A 21,134-nucleotide genomic window follows, 5' to 3' on the forward strand; every position below is an offset into this window, starting at 1 on the left:
ATTTTCTTAACTCGTAAAACCCTGAAAATTAGAGTTTCTCAAGAATGTTTAGTCAAGGTCTAGCCGCCTCCGGTTAGACCTTAGACTATTTTAAAGAAAGAATGGATAATAACTTAGAGTAAAACACCGGCAATACAAGCGGTCATACAACAGGCGAGAAATCCCCCAATCATAGCTCGCAAGCCCAACTGGGCGAGATCGGATTGTCGAGAGGGTGCGATCGCCCCAATGCCTCCCAACTGAATACCGATCGCCCCCAGATTAGAAAACCCACAGAGAGCATAAGTGGCGATCGCCGCAGTGCGCTCCGAAACCTCTTGATTGCGAATCAACTCACTCAAATCCACATAAGCGATAAATTCAGTCAGGATCGTCTTTTTCCCCAGCAGTTCCCCCACCACCAAACAATCAGCCCAAGGAACGCCCATCAACCAAGCCACAGGAGCAAAGATTACGCCAAAAATCCCCTCTAGGGATAACGTCGGCAAGCCCACAAATCCCCCCATCCAAGCCAAGAGAGCATTAATAAACGCCAACACACCCAAAAAGGCAATCAGCATCGCCGCAATATTGAGTGCCAATTTCATTCCCTCCGAAGCACCAGTAGAGAGAGCATCAATGGCATTAACAGAGGTTTTCTCGATCTCAATAGACACCGTTCCCATCGTTGGGGAATGCTCTGTTTCTGGATACATCAGCTTCGAGATGACCAGTGCTGCGGGAGCAGACATCACCGATGCAGTAATCAGATGTTCTGGAGCAATGCCAAAAGAAATATAGGCAACTAAAACCCCTCCTGCCACCGTAGCAAATCCACTGGTCATGATGGCATGAAGTTCAGACATCGTAGTAGTCGAGACATAGGGTTTAATCAGCAACGGTGCTTCTGTCGAACCGACAAAAATATTCGCGGCTGCCGTCAGGGTTTCTGAACCCGACGTTTTCAGGGTATATTGCATGAAAAGAGCGATCGCCTGTACCATGCGCGGTAAAATTCCATAGTAGTAAAGCACACTAATAAACGCCGAAAAGAAAATCACCGTTGGCAACACCCGAAAGGCAAAAATATAGGTCTCGTTGTTCACCAATTGGGATGAAAACACAAACTCAGATCCCACATCCGAGAATTCTAAAAAGGTCTGGATGCGATCGCCTAAAAAGCGAAACAGAGCCAAGCCAAACGGAACCTTTAAGATCAACAGAGCCAAAATAAACTGTAAACCCAGTCCCATAGCTACTACTCGCCAACGCACCGCCCCACGGTTAACGGAGATGCCATAGGCAAAGGCGACGAAAAAACCGAGTCCCAGTAGAGAAATAATACGTTCCATTATGGAAGAGCCTATTTATATCAAATCCGAATAATCAGTTATGATAAGTCATTCCGAAGGGTAAAGTCTCATTCCATGAAAACCACTCAATACTTTGACTCGGTGAGGCAGCGTCCAGACCGTTCATTCATCAAGGATGAGTGGATTCTCTATGTTATGGAGAACCCTGAACGGACTCAGGTTCAATCCGATGGTAGAGTTAGGCGATGGGCAAAAATTACAGAAGCGGGAGACAGATACCTGCGCGTCGTTTTATTAGCTGATGAAGAAACAGTTCATAATGCATTTTTCGATCGGAGGTTCAAGCCGTGAAAATTCAATACTTCAAAGATACAGATACCCTATATCTAGAATTCAAAACCTCTAAAATTGTCGATACTCAAGAGCTTGATGAGGCAACTTTGTTGGAATTTGATGAGCAGGGCAATATTTGCGCGATCACCTTAGAACATGCCAGCGAAAGAACAGATATTACCCATCTGGTTGCGGAAGGAATTGCGGCTTAGAATTAGGGAGGCGATCGCACTGCAAGACTAAAATAAAAAAATTAAAATTGGTTATCCTCTCCCCATCCATTGCGTTGTTTAGTTACAATTTACGCTTTACTACTCATCGATCGCCGCATTCACGGTATTCTGGCTCACCTGCGTATCATTGATGGGATCGCAATTAGTTTAGATTTTACCGTTGGCGAGGGCGGGTTTACCGGATTGATTTGTTCGTGTCCTAGATATGGGTATAACCCGCCCCTACGAATTAATTAATCTAAATGATCTATAATAGAATGCTTGGCTGAAATCTATAAACATATTTCTAAACCCTAAGAACGTCCCTATGAAATTGCCTATCGTTGCCATTATTGGCCGTCCCAATGTCGGTAAATCTACTCTAGTCAATCGGTTAGCCAAAAAGCAAGAATCGATTGTGTTTGATGAACCGGGAATTACCCGCGATCGCACCTATCGTCACTGCTATTGGCGCGATCGCGAATTTCAAGTCGTCGATACCGGTGGCCTGCTCTTCCATGATGATACCGAATTTTTGCCCCTAATTCGGGAACAAGCCCTACTCGCATTAGCTGAATCAAACGCTGCCATTTTCCTCGTCGATGGTCAAATGGGCCCCACTCCAGGAGATGTGGAAATTGCCCAATGGTTACATCAACAATCTATTCCCGTAGTTTTAGCGGTGAATAAATGCGAATCTCCAGACCAGGGACTGATTCAAGCCGCCCAATTTTGGGAATTAGGCTTAGGCGAACCCTATGCCATTTCCGGCATTCATGGCAATGGAACGGGGGATTTACTTGATGCGCTCATTCCTCACTTACCCGTGGTTGAAAACTGGGAAGAATCTACAGAAACTAAAATCGCTATTGTAGGTCGTCCTAATGTGGGCAAATCCAGTTTACTTAATGCTTTTCTAGGGGAAAAAAGGGCGATTGTTAGCCCCATTTCCGGAACGACTAGGGATGCGATTGATACCGTAGTTGAACAGGAGGGTAAAACCTACCGGTTGATCGATACTGCCGGAATTCGTAAGAAGAAAAATGTGGAATACGGGCCCGAATTTTTCGGCATTAATCGCGCTTTTAAAGCCATTCGGCGATCGGATGTGGTGTTGTTGGTGATTGATGCGATCGATGGAGTCACCGAACAAGACCAAAAATTAGCCGATCGCATTGCTGAAGAGGGCCGCGCTTGCGTAATTGTGGTCAATAAATGGGATCAGGTAGAAAAAGACAGCTATACCATTTTAGACTACGAACAACAAGTACGCGATCGCCTCTACTTCATCGACTGGTCAGAAATGATCTTCGTAAGCGCTCTCACCGGTCAACGGGTTCCCAAAATTCTCCAGTTAGTCGATAATGCTGTCAGCGAACATCAGCGTCGCGTCTCCACTGCGGTCGTTAACGAAGTGCTACAAGAAGCCATCAGTTGGCACACTCCCCCCACCAGCCGCCAAGGGAAACAGGGCAAAATTTACTATGGTACGCAAGTTAGCACCCAACCCCCAAGTTTTAGTATTTTTGTTAATGACCCCAAACGGTTAGGAGAAAATTACCGTCGCTATATTGAGAAACAAATCCGCCAACAATTAGGGTTTACGGGTACACCCATTCGCCTCTTTTGGCGAGGGAAAAAAGCTCGCGAACTCGAAGCAACAGGAGCCAACCGCGCTATTCGGGTTTAATAGAAACCGGGTTTCTTGAAGAAACCCGGTTTCTCGATACAGTAGATTGCAAACCAAACGCCGAAGTGAAATGTTTATTATTAGTCGTCGCTACAGTATGAATGAGTCCATTACTGAGAATGGTACGCACTATGGAGTAGAGGTGTTAGGATTGGTTTTTGATAACTTGTCTGAATATGGCTTGCCAAGACAAGAGTGGATTGCCGATTTTATGTGTCCGAGTGGCCAATTCTCGATCGATGAATTAGAACGTTTAGGAGATGACGATGGCTAATTTATTTCATACATTAACCAAAATAAAAGAGGCTCCAGGGATGTATCTCGGTCGGCCTTCAGTCAGCGATCTCTTTATGTTTTTAGTGGGTTATGAATTTGCGCGATCGCAAATGGGAATAGAATTAGAACCCTCAGAAGAGTATTTTTATCAAAATTTTCAACCTTGGCTTCAGGAAAAATTTGGAGTTCGCAGCACTGCCAGTTGGGCGAAGCTAATTATGTTATCTTGCCATGATGAAAAGGCTGGATTTCATAAATTCTTTGCACTGCTGGATGAATTCATTGCCCAAGACAATCAACAAGCTGCTTAGTTAGGCATTAATAATCATATGTCATTTTTATATGAAAAAGATTATTACCTTTGGCTAGAGACAACGGTGGCTCAGTTGCAATGTAATGATATGGAAGCCGTCGATCTCGAACATTTGATTGAGGAGTTAGAAAGTTTGGGGAAACGGGAGAAACGAGCCATTTCTAGCTATTTAATGCGACTGTGCGAACATCTGCTCAAGATTCAGTATTGGGATGCAAAGCGAGAACGATGCTTACGAGGCTGGAATACGGAACTCACCAATTTTCGGATTGAAATTGCAGAAGAATTGGACAGTAGTCCAAGTCTGAAACTATTTTTAGAGGAGAATTTTGTTAAGCAGTATCGAAATGGAAGAAAGCTCTTTCTGACAGCGAGCGAGTTGGATGAAGGACTGATTCCCGATTCTCCTGAGTTTACGTTAGAGGAGGCTTTGGATGAAAATTGGCTACCCTAAAACAATTGTTCTTGGATTATGACTAACCTCCGTTTTCTCTATCTGACTGGACTCCCTTGCTCTGGAGGTGGGTTTTTGAGCCAACTGTTGAATCAGCATCCAGAGGTGTATAGCGACTTGAGCGCTTCTCCCCTGTGCGATTTGCTGGTGAATTTCCGGTCATTTATTTCTACTCATTCCCATGTTAAGGACTTGTTAAGCCAGGATTTTCAGGGGACAATGGGGCGATCGCACCACGGTATCCAAGGCTTTATCCAGGGTTGGTACTCCCAGGTGTCTGAGCCTTGGATCGTTGATTTTCATCCCCAATGGCTGCAACATTTAGACTTAATCTATTTACTCGATCCTAATTGTAAAATGGTGGTCTGTGTGCGGGAATTAGGACAAGTGTATGCCACCATTGAACGCCAGCATCAGAAGACTCTGTTGTTAGATTTTCCAGAAAAAATCGCCGATCTCTCACGGACTGAACGAGCCAAAGAACTTTTTTCTGCTTCGAGTCGGATGGGTTCTTTCCTGAATACCTTGGAGCAAGTGCAAGACTTAGAAGAAACGTTGCAACAACGGCTCTTTTATGTGGTGTACGAGCATTTAATGAGCGATCCTCAAGAGGTGTTGACGGAGTTACTCAAATGGCTAGATCTTACCCCTATTACGGCTGATTTAAGCAGTTCTGCTCTGTTACCGAGGTCTCCCGCTTCATTCAGTCAGTATGGTGAAGAAGCTTATGATGGCGATCGCCCTCTGGTTCGCTATCCTCTGCCCAACCGGTTTGAAGTGACGATTCAACAAAATTTCAGTTGGTTTTATCGTTTATTTTATCCGGGTTTGTTATAACAGTTTATTAATATTATGGAGGGCGGGTTTACCTAAATTGTCGTTATGCATCGAAGTTCTTGGTGAACCCGCCCCTACCCAGAAAAATGATTATGGATCTTAATTCTCTGATTATACACCAAGGCCGGTCTCTAACCTTGAGAAGAACGATACCCGATGATGCGCCTTTGCTGTTTGAAAAAATGTACTCGCGCTATGATTTTATGCGCTTATTTCGCCTGAACGATCGCGCAGAAACGGTGGAGCAGGTGCGAGAAAAGCTGATTCGGCGATCTCATGGTAGTCCTGCCCAAACCGGTTATCTGGAATGTTTGCTCATTCACAAGACCTATGGGGCGATCGGCATTATTGCGGCGGCTGACTATACCCCTTTACATCGAAAAGCAGAATTATTAATCGGGATCTTTGACCAGCAACATCGCTCTGTTAGTCATGGTGTAGAAGCCTGTTTATTAATGGGAGATTTGATTTTTAATGCCTACCATTTACATCGATTTTATGCTTATAGCTATGGATATAATCAGGTTGCTCATACCTGCTTAGTTTCTGGAGGATTTGTCCTCGAAGGAATCATGAAAGAACACTTATATGATCCCGTCAGTCAAGAGTATGTGGATATGCATATTTTTGGGATAGTTGAAGCTCAAATGCGTGCAAATCCTCGAATAGCTTGCCTATCCAAACGCTTAATCGGCCGCGATATTACTCAACCTATAACTGCTCCTCTTCCTCCACCGGATTTATCCAAAATCCCCGAACTTTCAAGCGCTGCTTCTAAACAAAATTCCTCTTTTTTCGTTAAATCAGGAACATTGAAAGTATAAAGTTGTAGGATAAGTTAGGTTATGCACCCTACTCCCTACTCTATGTCAACATGGATTTACTGCGATCGCTCCCCATTGGTCTCTATCTCGAAAATCCTACAACCTGGTTACATCAACTCGATCCCAGAGTCAAACTGATCGGGTTACTCAGTTTTCTGGCGATCCCAGTCCTGGCTAATACCCCCTTTCGTCTGATCCTGGTGGGTTGCCTGATCTTGATTACCCTCACCACATCTATCCCCTTGCGGGTGCTGAAACAACAACTGGGATGGTTATTGATGCTCGGAAGTCTGATCGTCCTCATTACCATTGTTGCACCCGATGGGTTAACCGTTGTCCATCAACCCCGGTTACCTGCTGTAGAAGACTCCTTATTACAACCGACATCCTATCGCTATACCCTACTTACCCTGAACCTCGGATTTAGCCAATTAACCATCACTCGGTTATCCCTAGATCTGGGATTACGCTTAGGCAGTTTGATTTTTACCGTTATTTATAGTACGGGTCTTTTCCTGCTCACGACTGCCCCCGAAGAGGTGACAGCAGCTCTAGATAACTGGATGTCTCCCCTGAAACGGTGGGGAGTTCCAGTAACAGAAATCACTCTCACTTTGACCCTCTCCTTGCGGTTTATTGCCTTAGTGCTGGAAGAGGTGCAAAATTTAATTCGCTCCATTAATACCCGCGCCATTAATTGGAAGAAGTTGGGCTTAAAGCGATCGTCACAAGTTTGGTTACTGGTGGTGGAGCGACTGCTAGAAAACTTGCTGCTGAGAGCCGCTCAAATTTCTAGCGCCATGGATGTGCGAGGGTTTACCCAACCCAATGAGCATAAGGTAGAATGGTATCAGTTTCAGTGGCAGCTCTGTGATGGAGTCGCTCTGTTCAGTTTAGGGGCGCTATGGTTAGCTCGTCTGATCTGGGGGCAAATGAGCTAAGGTGGCGGTAGAAATCTCAATAAAAGCTTAATTGATGGCTTTGAGATTGAGTTGCGAAAAACATCTACACAAGTGACCATCTTTTGGTAGAGTAAGGTAGACTTGCTCATGAGAATAGACTATAGAATTTGAAGATCCATCAAACTCTATAGGTATTTACTAGCCCAGGGAATCTTGAATGGTTCGCAAGGGCAGGATTGGCTGAAGTGGAACAGGTTTAGAGGGTCATAAACTTAGTCAAGTCTGGGTTCTCAATCTTAATCCTGTCCCCACGATGCCAGAAAATTCCTACCCTTTTGTTCAAGGCGAACAGTTTGAGCAGTTATCCCCAATTTTTTCACCCCAGTGTTAATGTGAATGTCTGGCGAAACTTATCTGAGTCATCCTACATTTGGTTTGTTGTTTAGGGTTTGTGTGCTTGAAGATCGTAAAGAACTCTTCACTACGTTATATGCCCAACGATTGTTTTTTGTTGTGATTATCAGCCCAGAGGGACTCAAATTTGAGTCCGTAACAAGAGGGGAAGCTCGGATTATGTTAGAAAATCGTCTGCGATCGCTGCGGCGCGAAGGTAAACTTTCCCTTTATGATGAATTAATGGTGGTTCATAAGCGAACGTTCCAATGAGTGATTTACAGAACTCCATAGCTGATCGGATCGATCGCATTCGCTCAAGGATTCCAGATCGGGTGCGTTTGATCGCTGTGAGTAAAACAGTCGAGAGTGAAAAGATTCGGGAAGCTTACAGCGCAGGAATTCGGGATTTTGCAGAAAGTCGAATCCCAGAGAGTCTCGACAAGCAAGAAGAACTCAAGGACTTAACGGATATTACCTGGCACTTCATCGGCCATTTACAAAGTAACAAGGCCAAAAAGGCGATCGCCAGTTTTGCCTGGATTCATTCGGTGGATTCCCTAAAATTAGCCGAACAGCTCAATGAGTTAGCCCAAGGCTTAGAAACGAAACCGAAAATCTGTCTGCAAGTTAAAATAGCCCCCGATCCGCAAAAATTTGGCTGGGATGTCCCCGAATTGCTCAATGACTTACCCATTCTGGATCGCTGCGATCGCTTGGATATTCAAGGCCTAATGTGTATTCCGCCCTTGGGATTAAATCCAGAGGAGACTTTGGAGATTTTCCGACAAACCGCAAAATTAGCTGATAAAATTAAACAACAAGATTGGTCAAATCTTCAAATGCGCCACCTATCCATGGGCATGTCAGCAGATTATCCCCTGGCGATCCAAGCAGGAGCAACCCTGATCCGTCTGGGAACTACCCTCTTTGGGCAACGACATCCCTAAAAGATATCAAGATCGGCAAAATAGTGATTCGCCGGTTTAAAACCCATTGTCAGTATTCCCTCATCTTCATGAACAGCCCCTTAAAACTTGAGCGCCCTATAGTTGCTCAGACTCCAGACGTAAGGAGCCTGAGATTGGCTAAAATGGGCAATCCCCTCGACTCTGGAGAGCGCTCCCCCTGCGATCGCCAAGGCGGCGGAAAAGTCCCCGAATGCTGTGTAAAACAGCTCCCTGGAGTCATCAATTTACAATTGATGCAAGAAAATGGAAGCTTTCTTGCTAGACTGCATGGTGGGTAATTGAAGATCTCAGTACCAGGCTAAGGAGGTTCTATCAACGATGAATTTATTTTCCAAACTCAGAGACTTTGTAGGTCTGAATGAGCCTGTATATGATTACGGGTATGATGATGAATTAGATGCTCAAGAGTATCAGAACATCTACAAAGAAGACAATCCCCAACCGGAGATAGAGGAAGTACCTCAACCCAGAAGACGGTTGCGGGAACGCCCAGAAATGGGTATCGATCCACAAACACCAGGAGCAGCAGCGCCAATGAACAATGTAATTGGGATGCCTGGAGCAGCCAATGCTATGTCCGAAGTGGTGGTTATGGAACCCCGCTCATTTGAAGAAATGCCCCAAGCAATCCAAGCTTTGCGGGAAAGAAAATCAGTGGTCTTGAATTTAACGATGATGGACCCCGATCAAGCCCAACGGGCGGTAGATTTTGTCGCTGGAGGAACCTACGCCATTGATGGTCACCAAGAACGAATTGGTGAAAGTATTTTCTTATTCACACCAAGCTGTGTGAGTGTGAAAACTCAAATCGGTGGCAGTCAAAATTCCCAGTCTCAAGTCCGTCCCGTGCGTTCTCCATCCTCCCCTTCTCCCAATTGGACGGATAACCCGGCTCAAATGGCTTAGGAGTTGGAGGCAAAGAGAAATGAATGAGTTAGGTTGGGGGCAAGCATTCGTGCAACATACCTAAACCTACTCTTTTTCTTTTTTAAAAGGGAACAGGGAATAGGGAGCAGGGAATAAAAATTATGGTGCAACTGGGTATAATTGGCGGCGGGGTAATGGCAGAGGCGATTTTATCCCGCATTTTGGCCCAAAAAATGTATAGCGGAAATCAGGTACGGGTGAGTGAACCCCGGTCAGAACGCCGTCAGGAGTTGGTCGATCGCTATGGTGTCCAAGTGACGGACAATAACCGGGAGGTGGCAGAAGCAACGGAGATGGTGCTGTTGGCGATTAAACCCCAAGTGTTTGCCAAAATTGCTACGGAGTTATCTGGGGTAAAATTGCCCTTACTGGTGTCGATCTTAGCGGGAGTGCCCATTAGTAAGCTAGAAGCAGCCTTTCCGAATAGCAGTATCATTCGCGTCATGCCCAATGCTCCGGCTACTGTAGGTGCGGGAATGAGCGCGATCGCCTCCGGTTCCCATACCACTGCCGATCGGTTAGCCCAAGCGAAGACCCTATTATCCGCCGTGGGAGAAGTGGTAGAAGTGCCCGAAAGCCTCATGGATGCTGTAACTGGGCTTTCCGGTTCCGGGCCAGCCTTTGTGGCTTTGACCATTGAGGCATTATCGGATGGTGGAGTGGCTGCCGGACTACCGAGGGTGATCGCCACCCAACTCGCACTGCAAACCGTTCTGGGGACAGCCCAGATGATCCAAGAAACCGGCTTACATCCCGGAGAACTCAAAGATCGGGTCACCAGTCCCGGAGGAACCACGATCGCCGGAGTCCGGCAACTCGAATTAGGCGGCCTGCGATCGGCCTTAATCGAGGCAGTTTTAGCCGCCTACGAGCGATCCCAAGAGTTAGGACGAGGGAATTAATCATCATAGGGAGCGGGACGCTCCCACAAGAGATTCCAGGAGTGCGAGCATCTTGCTCGCTGCCTGAAATCTCAGGATCAAGAGTAAAGAGTGCGAGCATCTTGCCCGCCTCTCTTAACCCATTAATTGGAACGCCTTAAGCTTACCAAGCCCCTAGAACAAAGTATAAATAAACGGCGCAATTACAGAAGCTTGGCTAAGGATAATCAAAGCACCCACCATCACCAAACTAATAATCAACGGCAACAACCAATACTTTTTCCGCTCCCCTAAGAAAGCCCAAAGATCTTCAAAAAATTCCATATACAAAACTCCAATTGGTTTAACTTAAAACTTAACTAAAAGGGATATTCTAGACTCTTCGCCGGTCTAGGATGGGACGGAATCCGATAGGTATCAACCGGTTTGCGCCATTCACGACGCATGGGGTCACCTCCAAACTTTGTCCGGAAAAAACCCATCGGCGTGATGATGACATAAAAAATAATCCCCAAAATCAAGCGGGTATTAATCCAACCCATCACCAACCCAAAGCGAGCAAAACCTTGATAAAACGGGTCGAGAGTTGTCGGCGCAACTAACGCCCAAACCCAGAACACCGCCAACACAATCCAAGGCCAAATTCCGCTATTATGACCCAGGAGAAACGGCCAAATAATCCCGAAAACCAAACCCACCATGACTCCAAACAGGAGACCAAATTGGCGCAGTTCTTTTGTATTGAGTTTTTTGATTGGATGCATAGTCATTAATATTTATGGTTGATTTTCTCAGGGGTTTTGATCCCCCTAAATCCCCCTTAAAAAGGGGGACTTTTGTCTCTGCCCCCATTTTTCAGGGGGGTTGGGGCGATCGAAATGTACCTCGATAGCGAGGAAAGTGGTGTCAAATTCTCCCCATTCCCCCATTCCTCCATTCCCCCATTTTTCAGGGAGCTTGGGGGAATCAAAAACCTAATCCAACTCAAACTCCGTCTTCCAAGACTCATCTTTTTCCCAAGCAGGTTGGTCAGTCTTAGCCAGCAAGAAGTTTTCCAGAACCAGATAATCCATTTCAGTCCGCATGAAGCAGCGATACGCATCTTCCGGAGTACAAACAATCGGTTCTCCGCGCACATTAAACGAGGTATTCACAATCAGACCGCAACCCGTGAGTTTATCAAAATGACTGATTAAGCTGTGATAGCGGGGGTTCGTTTCCCGGTGAACCGTTTGAATACGGGCCGAATAGTCTACATGGGTAATGGCTGGAATTTCAGAGCGGGGAATATTCAGCTTCTCAATCCCAAACAGTTGTTTTTGCTCCTCGGTCATGGGAATACGCAACGATTCCTTCACCGGAGCCACCATCAGCATATAGGGACTGGGGCTGTATTGCTCGAAATAGTCCGATACGCGCTCGGCCAAAACTGAAGGGGCAAAGGGACGGAAAGACTCCCGATACTTAATTTTCAGGTTCATTACTGACTGCATTTTCGGCGACCTGGGATCGCCAATAATGGAGCGTCCGCCCAATGCACGGGGGCCGAATTCCATCCGCCCTTGGAACCATCCCACCACATGCTCATCGGCCAAAATTTGGGCCAACCGGGGCATCAGTTCAGCATCATCAAGGCGCACATAGGAGGCTTTCACCAAGTCCAGATAGTCGAGAATTTCAGCATCAGAGAATTTTGGCCCCAAGTATGACCCGCGCATTTGGTCTTGTGCAGTCGTGGCTATTTTTTCTTGGCTCAGAGTTCCCACGGTTGCCGTGGCTGTTTCCTTGGCACTGCTGACCATCACCGGTGCTTTCTCCGGTTTCACGGTGCGGGGCATACTGTGATACTCGTACCAAGCAGAGAGGGCAGCGCCTAATGCTCCACCGGCATCGCCCGCAGCCGGTTGTACCCAAACTTCCTTAAAGCCAGATTCGCGTAAAATCCGACCATTGGCCACGCAGTTGAGGGCAACCCCACCCGCTAAACAGAGGTTTTCAACTTGCAGTTCTGTTTTCACCGTATTTGCCAGACGGAGAACCACATCTTCGGTCACCCACTGAATGGAACTGGCGATATCCATTTCGCGCTGACTGATGGGGGTTTCCGGTTTCCGGGGAGGGCCGCCAAACAGGTCATCAAACTTGCTATTGGTCATGGTTAGACCGGTGGCATAGTTGAAGTAATCCATGTTTAACCGAAATGTACCATCCTCTTTGACATCAATCAGGTTGCTGAGGATGGTGTCAATATATTTGGGTTCCCCATAGGGGGCGAGTCCCATGAGTTTGTATTCCCCAGAGTTGACCTTGAAGCCGGTGTAGTAGGTGAAGGCAGAATAGAGTAAGCCCAAGGAGTGGGGAAAGTCGATTTGCCATTGGGGAATGAGCTGATTTCCTTCGCCGAGCCAAGCGGTGGTGGTGGCCCATTCGCCGACTCCATCCAGACAGAGGACGGCAGCTCGTTCAAAGGGACTGGGGAAGAAGGCAGAGGCAGCATGGGACTGGTGATGCTCGGTGAACATCAGTTTGGGCAGCTCGGTTTTCTTGCATTGTCCCAGTTCTGAGAGTTCGGTTCTGAGTAGGGTTTTCAGATAGAGCTTTTCTTTTAACCAGACGGGCATGGCGGCTAGGAATGAGCGAAACCCTCTGGGGGCATAGCTGAGGTAGGTTTCTAGGAGCCGCTCAAATTTGAGTAGGGGTTTGTCGTAGAAGACGATATGATCTAGGTCAGGGATCGTGGTTTGGGCGGTTTCCAGGCAATAGGCGATCGCATGTTTCGGAAACCTGGGATCGTGCTTCTTGCGTGAAAATCGCTCTTCCTGCGCTGCGGCAACGATCTCGCCATCGCAGATAATCGCCGCCGCGCTATCATGATAAAACGCTGAAATTCCTAGGATCTTCATTAGTTCACCCCTACGCCAGTTAATTTAAGCCAATTTTGGGATTTTTTTGGGATCATGAATAGAGATTGTAACTTAGGGTTTACTCTATAGACACTATGTTCGCTGTTTTTAGGAAAGACGAACCTTGGGTTCGCTCTCATTTTGGACTACCTTAATGATTACGATCGCCTGGCAGGCCCTTCAGGTGAGTTCACCTTGTAAACTTTCTTAATGATTAAACCGACAAAACCTCTCAAAGTCAATAAAATCTCTCAAATTGCCCTCCTCTTGCTCTGCTGGATCGGCATTCCTTGGATTACAGTTGAATTGGCCATGATCCTACTCGATCCCCTACTCTTCAAGGGTTTCTACCAGTATGATCCCGATATGGGATTTCGGGTGAGACCGAATACTTTAGGCTCGAACCAGTTTGGGTTTAACGACCAAGACTATTCCCTCGAACGCACTCCTGGAACGGTGAGAATGATGATTGTGGGGGATTCCTTCAACTGGGCGGGGGGTCTAGAGGGCAACTACACAACCCTTCTAGAGAACCAATTCGCTCAAACCCCAGATTTACCTCCTGTAGAAGTCATTAATGCGGGTTATCCCATGACTCATGCGGGCGAACAGTTAATTATGTTGCAAAAGTTCGGCTTGCAATATCAGCCCGATTTAGTGGTTTTGGGTGTCTTTGTAGGTAATGATTTCATTGATGCTGACCCCTACCGCAAACGGATTGTGGTCAATGATACGCAAATTGACATTGATAAGCGCAAGGAAATTCAGATTTTAGGCTATCCCATTATTTTCAAGTCTCGCCTCTGGATGTTTATCGAGCAAAAATACAAAGTATTTCGAGAAACGGCGGTTATTGAACAACCGGCATGGGCTAACCTAACTCCAGAGGAGGAGCAGGGGACATTTACAGAAGATACATTTTTAAAAATCCAACGCGCTAGATTAGAATTTTGTAACCTCAGAGCGCACGCTGAGGGGAAATATGATGATAGAATCAAGTATCTGTTTGACAGTATTGCCCAAATGAAGCAATTTTTGGCGGAGCGCCAAATCGACTTTAAGGTAGCGATTTATCCCGATGAATTTCAAGTGAATCAAGCCTTAGTCGATCAACTGTTTGAAACCTATAAGCTGAATCGGGAAGACTACGACCTAGAATTGATGCAAAAGTTGCTGATTGAGTTTCTCGATCGAGAGGGAATCCCCTATATTGATATGCTCGATCGGTTCCGTCAAGCAGGTCAAACCGAAACCTTATACTTACTCAGAGATACCCATTGGAATCCGGCGGGTAATCAATTAGCCTCAGATATTTTATATCGGAATTTGTTAGATTATGTTGAAAGCAAATAAAACCAAAGAGAGGCAAAAACTGAATGGGCGTAAGTTCATCCATTGGGGACTTTTAGGTTTCTTGTGGATTGGGGTTCCTTGGTTGACGGCAGAATTGTTTATGATTGTGACGGAACCTTATCTATTTAAGGGCTTTTTTCAGTACGATCCAGATCTGGGATTTCGAGTGAATCCTGATGCTCCTGGAACCAATGCATATGGATTTAACGATCGCGATTATCCCTTAGAGAAAACACCGGGGAACTACCGCATTGTTGTGATTGGAGATTCCTATAGCTGGGCAGGAAATTTAGACGGTAACTATACGGCAATTCTGGAAAAACAGTTTGAAGCCCATTATGGATCGCCTAAAGTGGATGTAATTAATGTGGGTTTTCCCATGGCTGATCCACCCATGTATTTAGGGATGCTCAAAAAATATGGGCTAAAATTCAATCCCGATTTAGTGGTTTTGGGCTTTTTTGTGGGCAATGATTTACATACCCCGGTGAATCAAAAACGGATTGTTCTCAACGATACGTTTATTGATGTCGATCGCACTAAGGAAGTGAAACTCTTTGGATATCCCTTGATCGGCCAATCTAGGGTTTGGTTGTTTTTGCAACAGCGCTATCGAGTGTTTCAAGAGCAACTGAAATTGCAAGAAGCTCAACAGCAAAATCAAGGAAAGCTTGAACTCATAGAAGGAGCAGTTGCCCAAGAAACGCCTACTCCTAGCCCCAGTCCAGAACCCCCACCGATGTATTCAGAAGAAACTTTTTTAGAGATTGAACGCTGGAAATTGGAAATCAATCATATTGCTGACTATCAAGGGGGAAAATTTACACCTCAGTTTGAATATTCTCTGCAAGCAGTAGTAGAAATGGCAGAAATTTTGAAAGCAGAAAATATACCCTTTCTGGTGGCGATTTATCCTTCAGAATATCAAGTTAATTCCACTTTAGCCGAAAAAATTTTTACTGCTTATCAACTCAATCCGGAAGACTACGATCTAGAACTGCCTCAAAAAGTGGTGATTGAAACTCTGAAAGCTCATGGTATTGACTATTTGGATATGTTAGAGCCGTTTCAAGAAGCGGGGAAAGAGGAAGTCCTTTATCTGTTGCGGGATACCCATTGGAATTTAAAGGGTAATCAATTGGCGGCGAATTTGTTATTTAACCGGTTACAACCGTTAACAATGAATAATGAACAATGAACAGTTTTTCTGGGACGGTGCTTGACAAAAGAGTGACATCAAACTCCTACACTTCTTCAGGAGGGATCAGAGTTTCTAAAATCATAATTAATTCTGGTAATGCATTCTGAACCGTTTGCCATATTGTCGCTAAATTTAAGCGATCGTATTCATGAACAATCCGATTTCGCATTCCAATAATTTGATGCCAAGGAATACAGCAGTTTTCGCTGCTATGCGGTACATTTCGATCCCCCCAACCCCCCTTAAAAAAGGGGGCAGTCAAAGTCCCCCTTTTTAAGGGGGATTTAGGGAGATCTTTTTCGACTGTACCTCATTACCGCGCGAAGCGCTGTATCGGGAACTTCCGCTTGAGACTCTTCAGAAATTCTCCGAGCAGCTTCTCCAATAATTTCAATTTCGCGAGTAATGGCTGCTTGGCGCATGAGATCCGCTTCAAAATCTTCCCACTCGATCCCGGAAGCAAAATCCCGAGCTAACTTGGCTGCATTTAGCATATCCAGTAAGTAGTGGATCTCACGAGATTGCATAAATCGTTTTGATGGAACTTAAAATTGCTTTGCGCCGCAGATAATTTCGGCTTTGTTCAATACCTTGACGTTCGACTAAATCGACATCTCTGGCAAATATTTCCCGTAATTCATCTTCCATGTCTACCAAATGCAGCAGAGTCCAACGGGCATCTTCGGCAAAGGAAACCAAAACATCAACATCACTGCGATCGCGATCGAAATCTTCTCGCAAGACCGAACCAAATAATGCGAGTTCCGTAATCTTCCAGCGATCGCAGAACTGGGCAATTTGGCGATCGTCAATCGGAATTTGAATCGGCATAGACTTGGGAGTGGGATTAACACTTAGTTACGGTAACATGAATGTTACCAATGATCAATGTTTTTCAATTAACAATGAACAATGAATAATTTTTCTGGGAATGTGCTTGACAAAGGAGTGGGAGCGTGTTTGGTTAATGTAGCGGGCAAGATGCTCGCACTCCTGCAATTCCTTGATATGACTATAGTTTAACCGCTTTACCCCAACTAGGGAATCAGCTCGCATTCAAACATCCGGTTAGCAATTTGTGGCGCAACACGATTAATAAATTCTTCGCGCACTTGCGGATTATTCCGCAGCATTTCTATGGCTTTCTTTTGCAATGCTGCTTCTGGGCCGGAAGCCTCATTTGGATCAGCAGACTTTATCTGTGATAACTCTTCGCAAGAGGAATTGACGAACTTTTGGGTAACTAGATTAGTAGCAACATCCATTAACATTCCTTGAGAGGGTTGAGGCTGGGATAATGATGCACAACCATAGAGCAGAGCAAAGGTGACCAAACCAAAGACGAACAAAGGAAAATGCTGTTTCAATTGGACTTTCATGGCCATCGCCTCTATACATAGATCGAAAATACCATTATACTCAGACGGCGAAGAGAATCAATGATTCAAGATTATCTTGGGCGATCTCAATTTAGATAAAAGTAAGGTTGGTTACTCTAGTTAAAAATCGCTCAAAAAAATCGACTCGCCTCTGGCGAGAAACATGCAAAGGGCAAAAGGGCAAAAGAGCAGAGGGCAATTAAGTCCTGGGGGGGAGACGGACAACCCGCAGACCAATGCTGCTGTAGAACTGAGCGTCGGGATCGAGGTTGAGCCGAATCGCAGAGCGACAGTCCCTAGGATTGCTGCCCCAAGAACCACCGCGTACTACTTTTGTAGTATATGATTCCTGCGATCGCCACGCACTCCCATCTCCTGGTGCGCCTTCATAATTTGAGTGCCAATCATCTTCACACCATTCCCACATATTCCCATGCATATCGTACAAACCAAAGCTATTTGCCACTTGAAAATACCCTACGGGAGTCGTTTGTCGACGATATTCTCCTTTTGGCCCTCTCCCATAGGAACCACTGTAATGCTTTCCATATATCTCTCGATCTTCTCCACAGTAATTAGCTAAATCCGTTGTTATCGTTTCTCCAAAGTGAAATGGAGTTGTTGTATTCGCTCGACAGGCATATTCCCATTGCGCTTCACTCGGCAGTCTGTAATCTCTTCCGGTCTTTTGCCTCAGCCTCCTACAAAACTCTTGGGCATCATGCCAGGATATTTGCTCTACTGGACGGCTCCAACAGTCATAGTTTTCATAATCTTCCTTAAAATTTGAAGGGTCTGGATTAAGCTCTCGGTCAATCTTTTCCGTACTCTCTACCACTTGTTTCCATTGACCTTGAGTAATGGGGTAGCGACCGCAAAAAAACTCTCCTACACTCACCTCATGCTGTGGCCCTTCATCATTGTCACGCTCTAGTTCATCTTCAGGTGACCCCATGACAAATGTTCCTGGGGGGATTTTCACCATTTCTAGCTCGATATTATTTCCTAGGTTTTCTATGTAGTATTGGGCTGTTCCCCTTGACTTCCGGATTGTGAGTCTAACCATAACAATTAACAATTAACAATTAACAACGTTTTTCAATTTCGTTAACAAGTTGCAAAACACTGTTATACAAAGGTTCTGCAACCCAAAATCCAGCTTCACCGATCAACGCATCCAATAAAGGTCTGACCTCCGCGATCAAGCCTTGATTTTTCCCTTCGACCAAGATTCCCAGGATACCTGTGTAATGGAGATTCAGCCTACTTGCGATGAGCCGGCCTCGGCGTTCATCAATCAAAACTTGCTCGGCTTGAATTTCGACTGCTAGGGCGATCGCCTCTGCTTCTCCGATATCAAGTTCGTTACTCAGAGCTTCGACGAGTGTGCAATCGCTAACAGCACGAGTTTGAATCCAGTCAAGGGTTTGTACTTCGGTCGCACCTGCCACAGGAAAATTAGGATCAGTGAGTTCTCGATAAACAGCTTCAGGAATCAGAACCATTCCGTATAGTTGATGAAGAAGACTGATCTGATTGATCGCAGCGAGATTGTTAATGGGTGATGTGTCACTAACGATAATCACAATCTACCCATCTCCCGTAGGTTTTGAATATCCTGTTCAAAATCTTCGACCCCATAATGCACGGGGATACGACGACTAGCAAGTAGGTGCTGAAATGCAACCCGGTGTATTCGGGCAAATCGACTAGCTTGGGCAAGTGTAAGCTTCTCACGCTCAAAAAGCATAACCGCAATTTCTTGACGCATTTCAGCCTCAGTCATGCGGGTTACTGTTAAGATTTCATCAGGGACAACAACGCTCATGGCAATGAACAATTAACAATTAACAATGAACAATTTTCATGTCGGCGACAGCCGAAACAACGAATAGAAGAATGTTGTGGTGGAGGGGGTTGAGCATTATACTCGACTGTATAACAGAGGAAACCAACGAACAGTTGTACTCATCACCCATTATCCACCATCCTTTGTCCCTTGTTATAGTTGGGTTGGGGCGGAGTCAAGTAACGGTTCAGCAACGCTTACTAGGCTACCCGACTCCAGTTGATTTTCGGATGCTGCCAGGCAACATCACTGGAACAGGTCTGGACTCTTCTTCGGCACGCCCGACAGATTCCCATCTGCCAGCTCTGGCACGCAAAGAGTGCTGGGGGGGAGACGGACAACCCGCAGACCAATGTTGTTGTTCTGATTGTCGGGATTGTTGTTGTTCCGAATCGCAGAGCGACAGTTCCTAGGATTGTTGTTCCAAGAACCACCGCTTCAATGCCTGTCCCATCTGTACAATATAGTAGATCTAAATAAGAATAGAACAACACGATATATCTACAACGACCGTATCTGTAGGGGCGTTCATGTCGCGAAGCGAAACGGCCGTTCGCCCCTACAAGCATGTCCCATTCTTAATTAGACTTACTATAGTTCAATCGGCAGTTCTTGAGAATCAGGAGGGAAAAATTGATAAGTTTGGAAAATCGATTCTTTCAATCGATAAGTGTCCCCATGATCTAGATGAGCTTTCCAGCTTTGCAGTCGTTGTTCTAGTTTTTCTGATGAAAGATTTCCTTGATGGTAATCTTCTTGCATTTGCTTGAGTCTTGTTCTTGCTCGTCTCAAGTTATCACTACGAACCCGAATTCGATCTGGGAAGACTCGGAATCCTACAAAGTTAGCACCATATTGCGTTTCAAACAGTTGGCTTTTAATGGGATGAATTTTGAGCCGCATGGTGGTTAGATACTCTTCTATTGCGGGTCTGGCTGCCACTAAAAACTCGCGGTCATTACTGAACAAAGCGAAATCATCAACGTAACGCAAGTATTGGTGGCATCTTAGGTTTTCTTTCACAAAGTGGTCAAAGCTATCGAGATAGAAGTTAGCCAGAAACTGACTGGTTAAGTTGCCAATGGGTAATCCTTTCCGTCGGCACAGAGGAGTTAGCAATGTATCTCCAGGAAAATAGTCAATGACAGACTCTTGGGGATTGCTGCCATCAATAATCGTATCAATCAACCACAAGGTGTCTTCACATTTAATTTTTCGGCGAATCTTGGTCTTGAGAATTTCGTGGTCAATGCTGGGAAAATATCGGCGAATATCGCATTGCAAAATATAACGACTTGAACGCGCAAAGTCTGTAAAACGTGGCAGGGCACGATGGCTTCCATATCCCCAACGGTTGGCATAGGTATCCGTGATAAAAGAGCGTTCGATTAAGGGAACAATAATATTACAGAGGGCATGATGTACCACTCGGTCTCGATACGGAGCAGCAGAAATTAACCGAGGCTTGGGATCGTATATGTTGAAGGTTCTATAGGCTCCAGATTGATAAGTCTTGTCTTTTAATTTGGCTTGGAGTTGCAATAAGTTGGGTTCTAAATTATAATTGAACTCTAATACGTTATCCCGAAATCGTTTACTTCTCTGGGCGCGGCGAGCAGCAAATAGTAAGTTTTCCCAGGCTAGGATTTTTGCCCAGAGGTGATTATAGCGTTTCATCAGGAATTTAGGAGGGTAAAGACTTCTGATTTTGTTTGATCCATGCTCCTAAGTCCTGTCCAATCTCATTAATTTTCTGACTGACGTATTCGTAGCGACTCTCTCCCATGAGGTCAAAGTCATAGAGCAAACGAGTTTGATATCGAATAATGTCGAGTTGTATGTTGATTTCTTGCAAACGACTCAACCGCTCTTTTTTAGTGAATCTGGCTCGAATTAAATCTTCTAAGAAACTGTACAAGTTATGGATTAATCGCTCTCCCAATGTAAACCTATGGTCGCGAGGTAAGCGATTCAGGATAGGAACATACCATTTAATCAAATCATAGGTTTTCTGGATAATAGGCAATTTGTTCATATATTTTTACATGGAGCTAACTATGGGTTGATCTTCCATGGTAGAATACAGGCTACAACTGAATTTTATAAACGACCCTCAAGGAAAACCATAAGGTTGATCTTTAAGT

29 protein-coding genes and 1 pseudogene are annotated in these 21,134 nt (G+C 45.2%); 16 read left to right on the forward strand and 14 right to left on the reverse strand.

Going from position 1 to position 21,134, the window contains the following annotated elements; translation table 11 throughout:
• Window positions 1–113: 113 nt before the first annotated feature.
• Complete coding sequence (locus AC3FZD_RS19390; protein WP_488737589.1) at window positions 114–1,331, reverse strand: NupC/NupG family nucleoside CNT transporter; 1,218 nt, start codon at window positions 1,329–1,331, stop codon at window positions 114–116.
• Between the two features lie 75 nt (window positions 1,332–1,406).
• Here AC3FZD_RS19390 and AC3FZD_RS19395 point away from each other — a divergent pair, with 75 nt between their 5' ends.
• The 14 genes from AC3FZD_RS19395 (at window position 1,407) to proC (ending at window position 10,326) form a co-directional block, all read left to right on the forward strand.
• Entirely contained in the window at window positions 1,407–1,643 is a 237-nt protein-coding gene (locus tag AC3FZD_RS19395) for a hypothetical protein (protein ID WP_488737590.1), read from the forward strand.
• Window positions 1,640–1,837 carry a DUF2283 domain-containing protein gene (locus AC3FZD_RS19400; protein ID WP_488737591.1) on the forward strand — a complete coding sequence of 66 codons (198 nt, stop codon included), beginning with the start codon at window positions 1,640–1,642 and terminating at the stop codon, window positions 1,835–1,837. Before AC3FZD_RS19395 ends, AC3FZD_RS19400 begins: the two co-directional genes overlap by 4 nt.
• A gap of 328 nt (window positions 1,838–2,165) precedes the next feature.
• Window positions 2,166–3,527, forward strand: coding sequence for a ribosome biogenesis GTPase Der (der, locus tag AC3FZD_RS19405; RefSeq protein WP_488737592.1), 1,362 nt, complete (start codon window positions 2,166–2,168; stop codon window positions 3,525–3,527).
• 46 nt (window positions 3,528–3,573) lie between these two features.
• Entirely contained in the window at window positions 3,574–3,801 is a 228-nt protein-coding gene (locus tag AC3FZD_RS19410) for a papain fold toxin domain-containing protein (RefSeq protein WP_488737593.1), read from the forward strand.
• The gene (locus tag AC3FZD_RS19415; RefSeq protein WP_488737594.1) at window positions 3,794–4,114 is read left to right on the forward strand and encodes a hypothetical protein; all 321 of its coding nucleotides are present in this window, start codon (window positions 3,794–3,796) and stop codon (window positions 4,112–4,114) included. The genes AC3FZD_RS19410 and AC3FZD_RS19415 overlap by 8 nt, the downstream gene beginning before the upstream one ends.
• A gap of 18 nt (window positions 4,115–4,132) precedes the next feature.
• Window positions 4,133–4,570 (forward strand): DUF29 domain-containing protein, encoded by a 438-nt coding sequence (locus tag AC3FZD_RS19420; protein ID WP_488737595.1) that lies wholly within the window; start codon window positions 4,133–4,135, stop codon window positions 4,568–4,570.
• Between the two features lie 18 nt (window positions 4,571–4,588).
• Window positions 4,589–5,407, forward strand: a complete 819-nt coding sequence (locus AC3FZD_RS19425; protein WP_488737596.1) for a sulfotransferase — start codon at window positions 4,589–4,591, stop codon at window positions 5,405–5,407.
• Window positions 5,408–5,499: 92 nt separating this feature from the next.
• On the forward strand, window positions 5,500–6,231 hold the full coding sequence (locus tag AC3FZD_RS19430) for a GNAT family N-acetyltransferase (RefSeq protein WP_488737597.1): 732 nt from the start codon (window positions 5,500–5,502) through the stop codon (window positions 6,229–6,231).
• A 50-nt stretch (window positions 6,232–6,281) separates the two neighbouring features.
• Entirely contained in the window at window positions 6,282–7,172 is an 891-nt protein-coding gene (locus AC3FZD_RS19435) for an energy-coupling factor transporter transmembrane component T family protein (protein WP_488737598.1), read from the forward strand.
• Between the two features lie 357 nt (window positions 7,173–7,529).
• Window positions 7,530–7,799, forward strand: coding sequence for a transcriptional coactivator PipX (pipX, locus tag AC3FZD_RS19440; RefSeq protein WP_488737599.1), 270 nt, complete (start codon window positions 7,530–7,532; stop codon window positions 7,797–7,799).
• Window positions 7,796–8,476 (forward strand): YggS family pyridoxal phosphate-dependent enzyme, encoded by a 681-nt coding sequence (locus AC3FZD_RS19445; protein WP_488737600.1) that lies wholly within the window; start codon window positions 7,796–7,798, stop codon window positions 8,474–8,476. The genes pipX and AC3FZD_RS19445 overlap by 4 nt, the downstream gene beginning before the upstream one ends.
• A gap of 68 nt (window positions 8,477–8,544) precedes the next feature.
• Window positions 8,545–8,775 carry a hypothetical protein gene (locus tag AC3FZD_RS19450; RefSeq protein WP_488737601.1) on the forward strand — a complete coding sequence of 77 codons (231 nt, stop codon included), beginning with the start codon at window positions 8,545–8,547 and terminating at the stop codon, window positions 8,773–8,775.
• A gap of 40 nt (window positions 8,776–8,815) precedes the next feature.
• Window positions 8,816–9,403, forward strand: coding sequence for a cell division protein SepF (locus AC3FZD_RS19455; protein ID WP_488737602.1), 588 nt, complete (start codon window positions 8,816–8,818; stop codon window positions 9,401–9,403).
• 119 nt (window positions 9,404–9,522) lie between these two features.
• Window positions 9,523–10,326: a pyrroline-5-carboxylate reductase gene (gene proC / locus AC3FZD_RS19460; RefSeq protein WP_488740395.1), complete on the forward strand. Its 804-nt coding sequence runs from the start codon at window positions 9,523–9,525 to the stop codon at window positions 10,324–10,326.
• A gap of 153 nt (window positions 10,327–10,479) precedes the next feature.
• On the opposite strand, the gene AC3FZD_RS19465 is transcribed toward proC, so the two are convergent.
• From AC3FZD_RS19465 to AC3FZD_RS19475, 3 genes are all read right to left on the reverse strand, one after another.
• Entirely contained in the window at window positions 10,480–10,629 is a 150-nt protein-coding gene (locus AC3FZD_RS19465; protein WP_271942356.1) for a DUF5989 family protein, read from the reverse strand.
• Between the two features lie 35 nt (window positions 10,630–10,664).
• Complete coding sequence (locus AC3FZD_RS19470; RefSeq protein ID WP_488737603.1) at window positions 10,665–11,069, reverse strand: SxtJ family membrane protein; 405 nt, start codon at window positions 11,067–11,069, stop codon at window positions 10,665–10,667.
• Between the two features lie 210 nt (window positions 11,070–11,279).
• Window positions 11,280–13,208, reverse strand: a complete 1,929-nt coding sequence (locus tag AC3FZD_RS19475; protein WP_488737604.1) for a carbamoyltransferase family protein — start codon at window positions 13,206–13,208, stop codon at window positions 11,280–11,282.
• A 210-nt stretch (window positions 13,209–13,418) separates the two neighbouring features.
• Between AC3FZD_RS19475 and AC3FZD_RS19480 the strand changes: the two genes are divergently transcribed.
• Together AC3FZD_RS19480 and AC3FZD_RS19485 are read left to right on the forward strand one after the other, a co-directional pair.
• The gene (locus AC3FZD_RS19480) at window positions 13,419–14,561 is read left to right on the forward strand and encodes an alginate O-acetyltransferase AlgX-related protein (protein WP_488737605.1); all 1,143 of its coding nucleotides are present in this window, start codon (window positions 13,419–13,421) and stop codon (window positions 14,559–14,561) included.
• Window positions 14,545–15,759, forward strand: a complete 1,215-nt coding sequence (locus tag AC3FZD_RS19485) for an alginate O-acetyltransferase AlgX-related protein (RefSeq protein ID WP_488737606.1) — start codon at window positions 14,545–14,547, stop codon at window positions 15,757–15,759. Before AC3FZD_RS19480 ends, AC3FZD_RS19485 begins: the two co-directional genes overlap by 17 nt.
• Window positions 15,760–15,805: 46 nt before the next feature.
• On the opposite strand, the gene AC3FZD_RS19490 is transcribed toward AC3FZD_RS19485, so the two are convergent.
• The 10 genes and pseudogenes from AC3FZD_RS19490 to avd all read right to left on the reverse strand — a co-directional run bounded on the left by AC3FZD_RS19490 (window position 15,806) and on the right by avd (window position 21,025).
• Entirely contained in the window at window positions 15,806–16,024 is a 219-nt protein-coding gene (locus AC3FZD_RS19490) for a HepT-like ribonuclease domain-containing protein (protein WP_488737607.1), read from the reverse strand.
• A 22-nt stretch (window positions 16,025–16,046) separates the two neighbouring features.
• Window positions 16,047–16,289: a HepT-like ribonuclease domain-containing protein gene (locus AC3FZD_RS19495; RefSeq protein WP_488737608.1), complete on the reverse strand. Its 243-nt coding sequence runs from the start codon at window positions 16,287–16,289 to the stop codon at window positions 16,047–16,049.
• Window positions 16,276–16,593: a nucleotidyltransferase family protein gene (locus tag AC3FZD_RS19500; RefSeq protein ID WP_488737609.1), complete on the reverse strand. Its 318-nt coding sequence runs from the start codon at window positions 16,591–16,593 to the stop codon at window positions 16,276–16,278. Before AC3FZD_RS19500 ends, AC3FZD_RS19495 begins: the two co-directional genes overlap by 14 nt.
• A 206-nt stretch (window positions 16,594–16,799) precedes the next feature.
• Window positions 16,800–17,141, reverse strand: coding sequence for a hypothetical protein (locus tag AC3FZD_RS19505; RefSeq protein WP_488737610.1), 342 nt, complete (start codon window positions 17,139–17,141; stop codon window positions 16,800–16,802).
• Between the two features lie 199 nt (window positions 17,142–17,340).
• Window positions 17,341–18,207: a formylglycine-generating enzyme family protein gene (locus AC3FZD_RS19510; protein WP_488737611.1), complete on the reverse strand. Its 867-nt coding sequence runs from the start codon at window positions 18,205–18,207 to the stop codon at window positions 17,341–17,343.
• A 19-nt stretch (window positions 18,208–18,226) separates the two neighbouring features.
• Complete coding sequence (locus AC3FZD_RS19515) at window positions 18,227–18,727, reverse strand: PIN domain-containing protein (protein ID WP_488737612.1); 501 nt, start codon at window positions 18,725–18,727, stop codon at window positions 18,227–18,229.
• Window positions 18,724–18,969 (reverse strand): UPF0175 family protein, encoded by a 246-nt coding sequence (locus tag AC3FZD_RS19520; RefSeq protein WP_488737613.1) that lies wholly within the window; start codon window positions 18,967–18,969, stop codon window positions 18,724–18,726. Before AC3FZD_RS19520 ends, AC3FZD_RS19515 begins: the two co-directional genes overlap by 4 nt.
• 267 nt (window positions 18,970–19,236) lie before the next feature.
• Window positions 19,237–19,413, reverse strand: a pseudogene (locus tag AC3FZD_RS19525) (hypothetical protein); the annotation flags it as partial.
• Window positions 19,414–19,581: 168 nt separating this feature from the next.
• Entirely contained in the window at window positions 19,582–20,667 is a 1,086-nt protein-coding gene (locus AC3FZD_RS19530; protein ID WP_488737614.1) for an RNA-directed DNA polymerase, read from the reverse strand.
• Window positions 20,668–20,674: 7 nt separating this feature from the next.
• A complete protein-coding gene (avd, locus tag AC3FZD_RS19535; RefSeq protein WP_488737615.1) occupies window positions 20,675–21,025 on the reverse strand; it encodes a diversity-generating retroelement protein Avd in 351 nt (116 codons plus the stop codon).
• Window positions 21,026–21,134: the final 109 nt, after the last annotated feature.

This window comes from Roseofilum sp. KMC-1 (genome assembly GCF_057802075.1).

What these genes read in the sequence shown, in the direction of transcription:
- AC3FZD_RS19390 (WP_488737589.1), bottom strand. Translation starts at nt 1,331, where the DNA reads ATGGAACGTATTATTTCTCTACTGGGACTCGGTTTTTTCGTCGCCTTT.
- AC3FZD_RS19395 (WP_488737590.1), top strand. Translation starts at nt 1,407, where the DNA reads ATGAAAACCACTCAATACTTTGACTCGGTGAGGCAGCGTCCAGACCGT.
- der (WP_488737592.1), top strand. Translation starts at nt 2,166, where the DNA reads ATGAAATTGCCTATCGTTGCCATTATTGGCCGTCCCAATGTCGGTAAA.
- AC3FZD_RS19415 (WP_488737594.1), top strand. Translation starts at nt 3,794, where the DNA reads ATGGCTAATTTATTTCATACATTAACCAAAATAAAAGAGGCTCCAGGG.
- AC3FZD_RS19420 (WP_488737595.1), top strand. Translation starts at nt 4,133, where the DNA reads ATGTCATTTTTATATGAAAAAGATTATTACCTTTGGCTAGAGACAACG.
- AC3FZD_RS19425 (WP_488737596.1), top strand. Translation starts at nt 4,589, where the DNA reads ATGACTAACCTCCGTTTTCTCTATCTGACTGGACTCCCTTGCTCTGGA.
- AC3FZD_RS19430 (WP_488737597.1), top strand. Translation starts at nt 5,500, where the DNA reads ATGGATCTTAATTCTCTGATTATACACCAAGGCCGGTCTCTAACCTTG.
- AC3FZD_RS19435 (WP_488737598.1), top strand. Translation starts at nt 6,282, where the DNA reads ATGGATTTACTGCGATCGCTCCCCATTGGTCTCTATCTCGAAAATCCT.
- pipX (WP_488737599.1), top strand. Translation starts at nt 7,530, where the DNA reads ATGTCTGGCGAAACTTATCTGAGTCATCCTACATTTGGTTTGTTGTTT.
- AC3FZD_RS19445 (WP_488737600.1), top strand. Translation starts at nt 7,796, where the DNA reads ATGAGTGATTTACAGAACTCCATAGCTGATCGGATCGATCGCATTCGC.
- AC3FZD_RS19450 (WP_488737601.1), top strand. Translation starts at nt 8,545, where the DNA reads ATGAACAGCCCCTTAAAACTTGAGCGCCCTATAGTTGCTCAGACTCCA.
- AC3FZD_RS19455 (WP_488737602.1), top strand. Translation starts at nt 8,816, where the DNA reads ATGAATTTATTTTCCAAACTCAGAGACTTTGTAGGTCTGAATGAGCCT.
- AC3FZD_RS19465 (WP_271942356.1), bottom strand. Translation starts at nt 10,629, where the DNA reads ATGGAATTTTTTGAAGATCTTTGGGCTTTCTTAGGGGAGCGGAAAAAG.
- AC3FZD_RS19470 (WP_488737603.1), bottom strand. Translation starts at nt 11,069, where the DNA reads ATGCATCCAATCAAAAAACTCAATACAAAAGAACTGCGCCAATTTGGT.
- AC3FZD_RS19475 (WP_488737604.1), bottom strand. Translation starts at nt 13,208, where the DNA reads ATGAAGATCCTAGGAATTTCAGCGTTTTATCATGATAGCGCGGCGGCG.
- AC3FZD_RS19480 (WP_488737605.1), top strand. Translation starts at nt 13,419, where the DNA reads ATGATTAAACCGACAAAACCTCTCAAAGTCAATAAAATCTCTCAAATT.
- AC3FZD_RS19485 (WP_488737606.1), top strand. Translation starts at nt 14,545, where the DNA reads ATGTTGAAAGCAAATAAAACCAAAGAGAGGCAAAAACTGAATGGGCGT.
- AC3FZD_RS19495 (WP_488737608.1), bottom strand. Translation starts at nt 16,289, where the DNA reads ATGCAATCTCGTGAGATCCACTACTTACTGGATATGCTAAATGCAGCC.
- AC3FZD_RS19500 (WP_488737609.1), bottom strand. Translation starts at nt 16,593, where the DNA reads ATGCCGATTCAAATTCCGATTGACGATCGCCAAATTGCCCAGTTCTGC.
- AC3FZD_RS19505 (WP_488737610.1), bottom strand. Translation starts at nt 17,141, where the DNA reads ATGAAAGTCCAATTGAAACAGCATTTTCCTTTGTTCGTCTTTGGTTTG.
- AC3FZD_RS19510 (WP_488737611.1), bottom strand. Translation starts at nt 18,207, where the DNA reads ATGGTTAGACTCACAATCCGGAAGTCAAGGGGAACAGCCCAATACTAC.
- AC3FZD_RS19520 (WP_488737613.1), bottom strand. Translation starts at nt 18,969, where the DNA reads ATGAGCGTTGTTGTCCCTGATGAAATCTTAACAGTAACCCGCATGACT.
- AC3FZD_RS19530 (WP_488737614.1), bottom strand. Translation starts at nt 20,667, where the DNA reads ATGAAACGCTATAATCACCTCTGGGCAAAAATCCTAGCCTGGGAAAAC.
- avd (WP_488737615.1), bottom strand. Translation starts at nt 21,025, where the DNA reads ATGAACAAATTGCCTATTATCCAGAAAACCTATGATTTGATTAAATGG.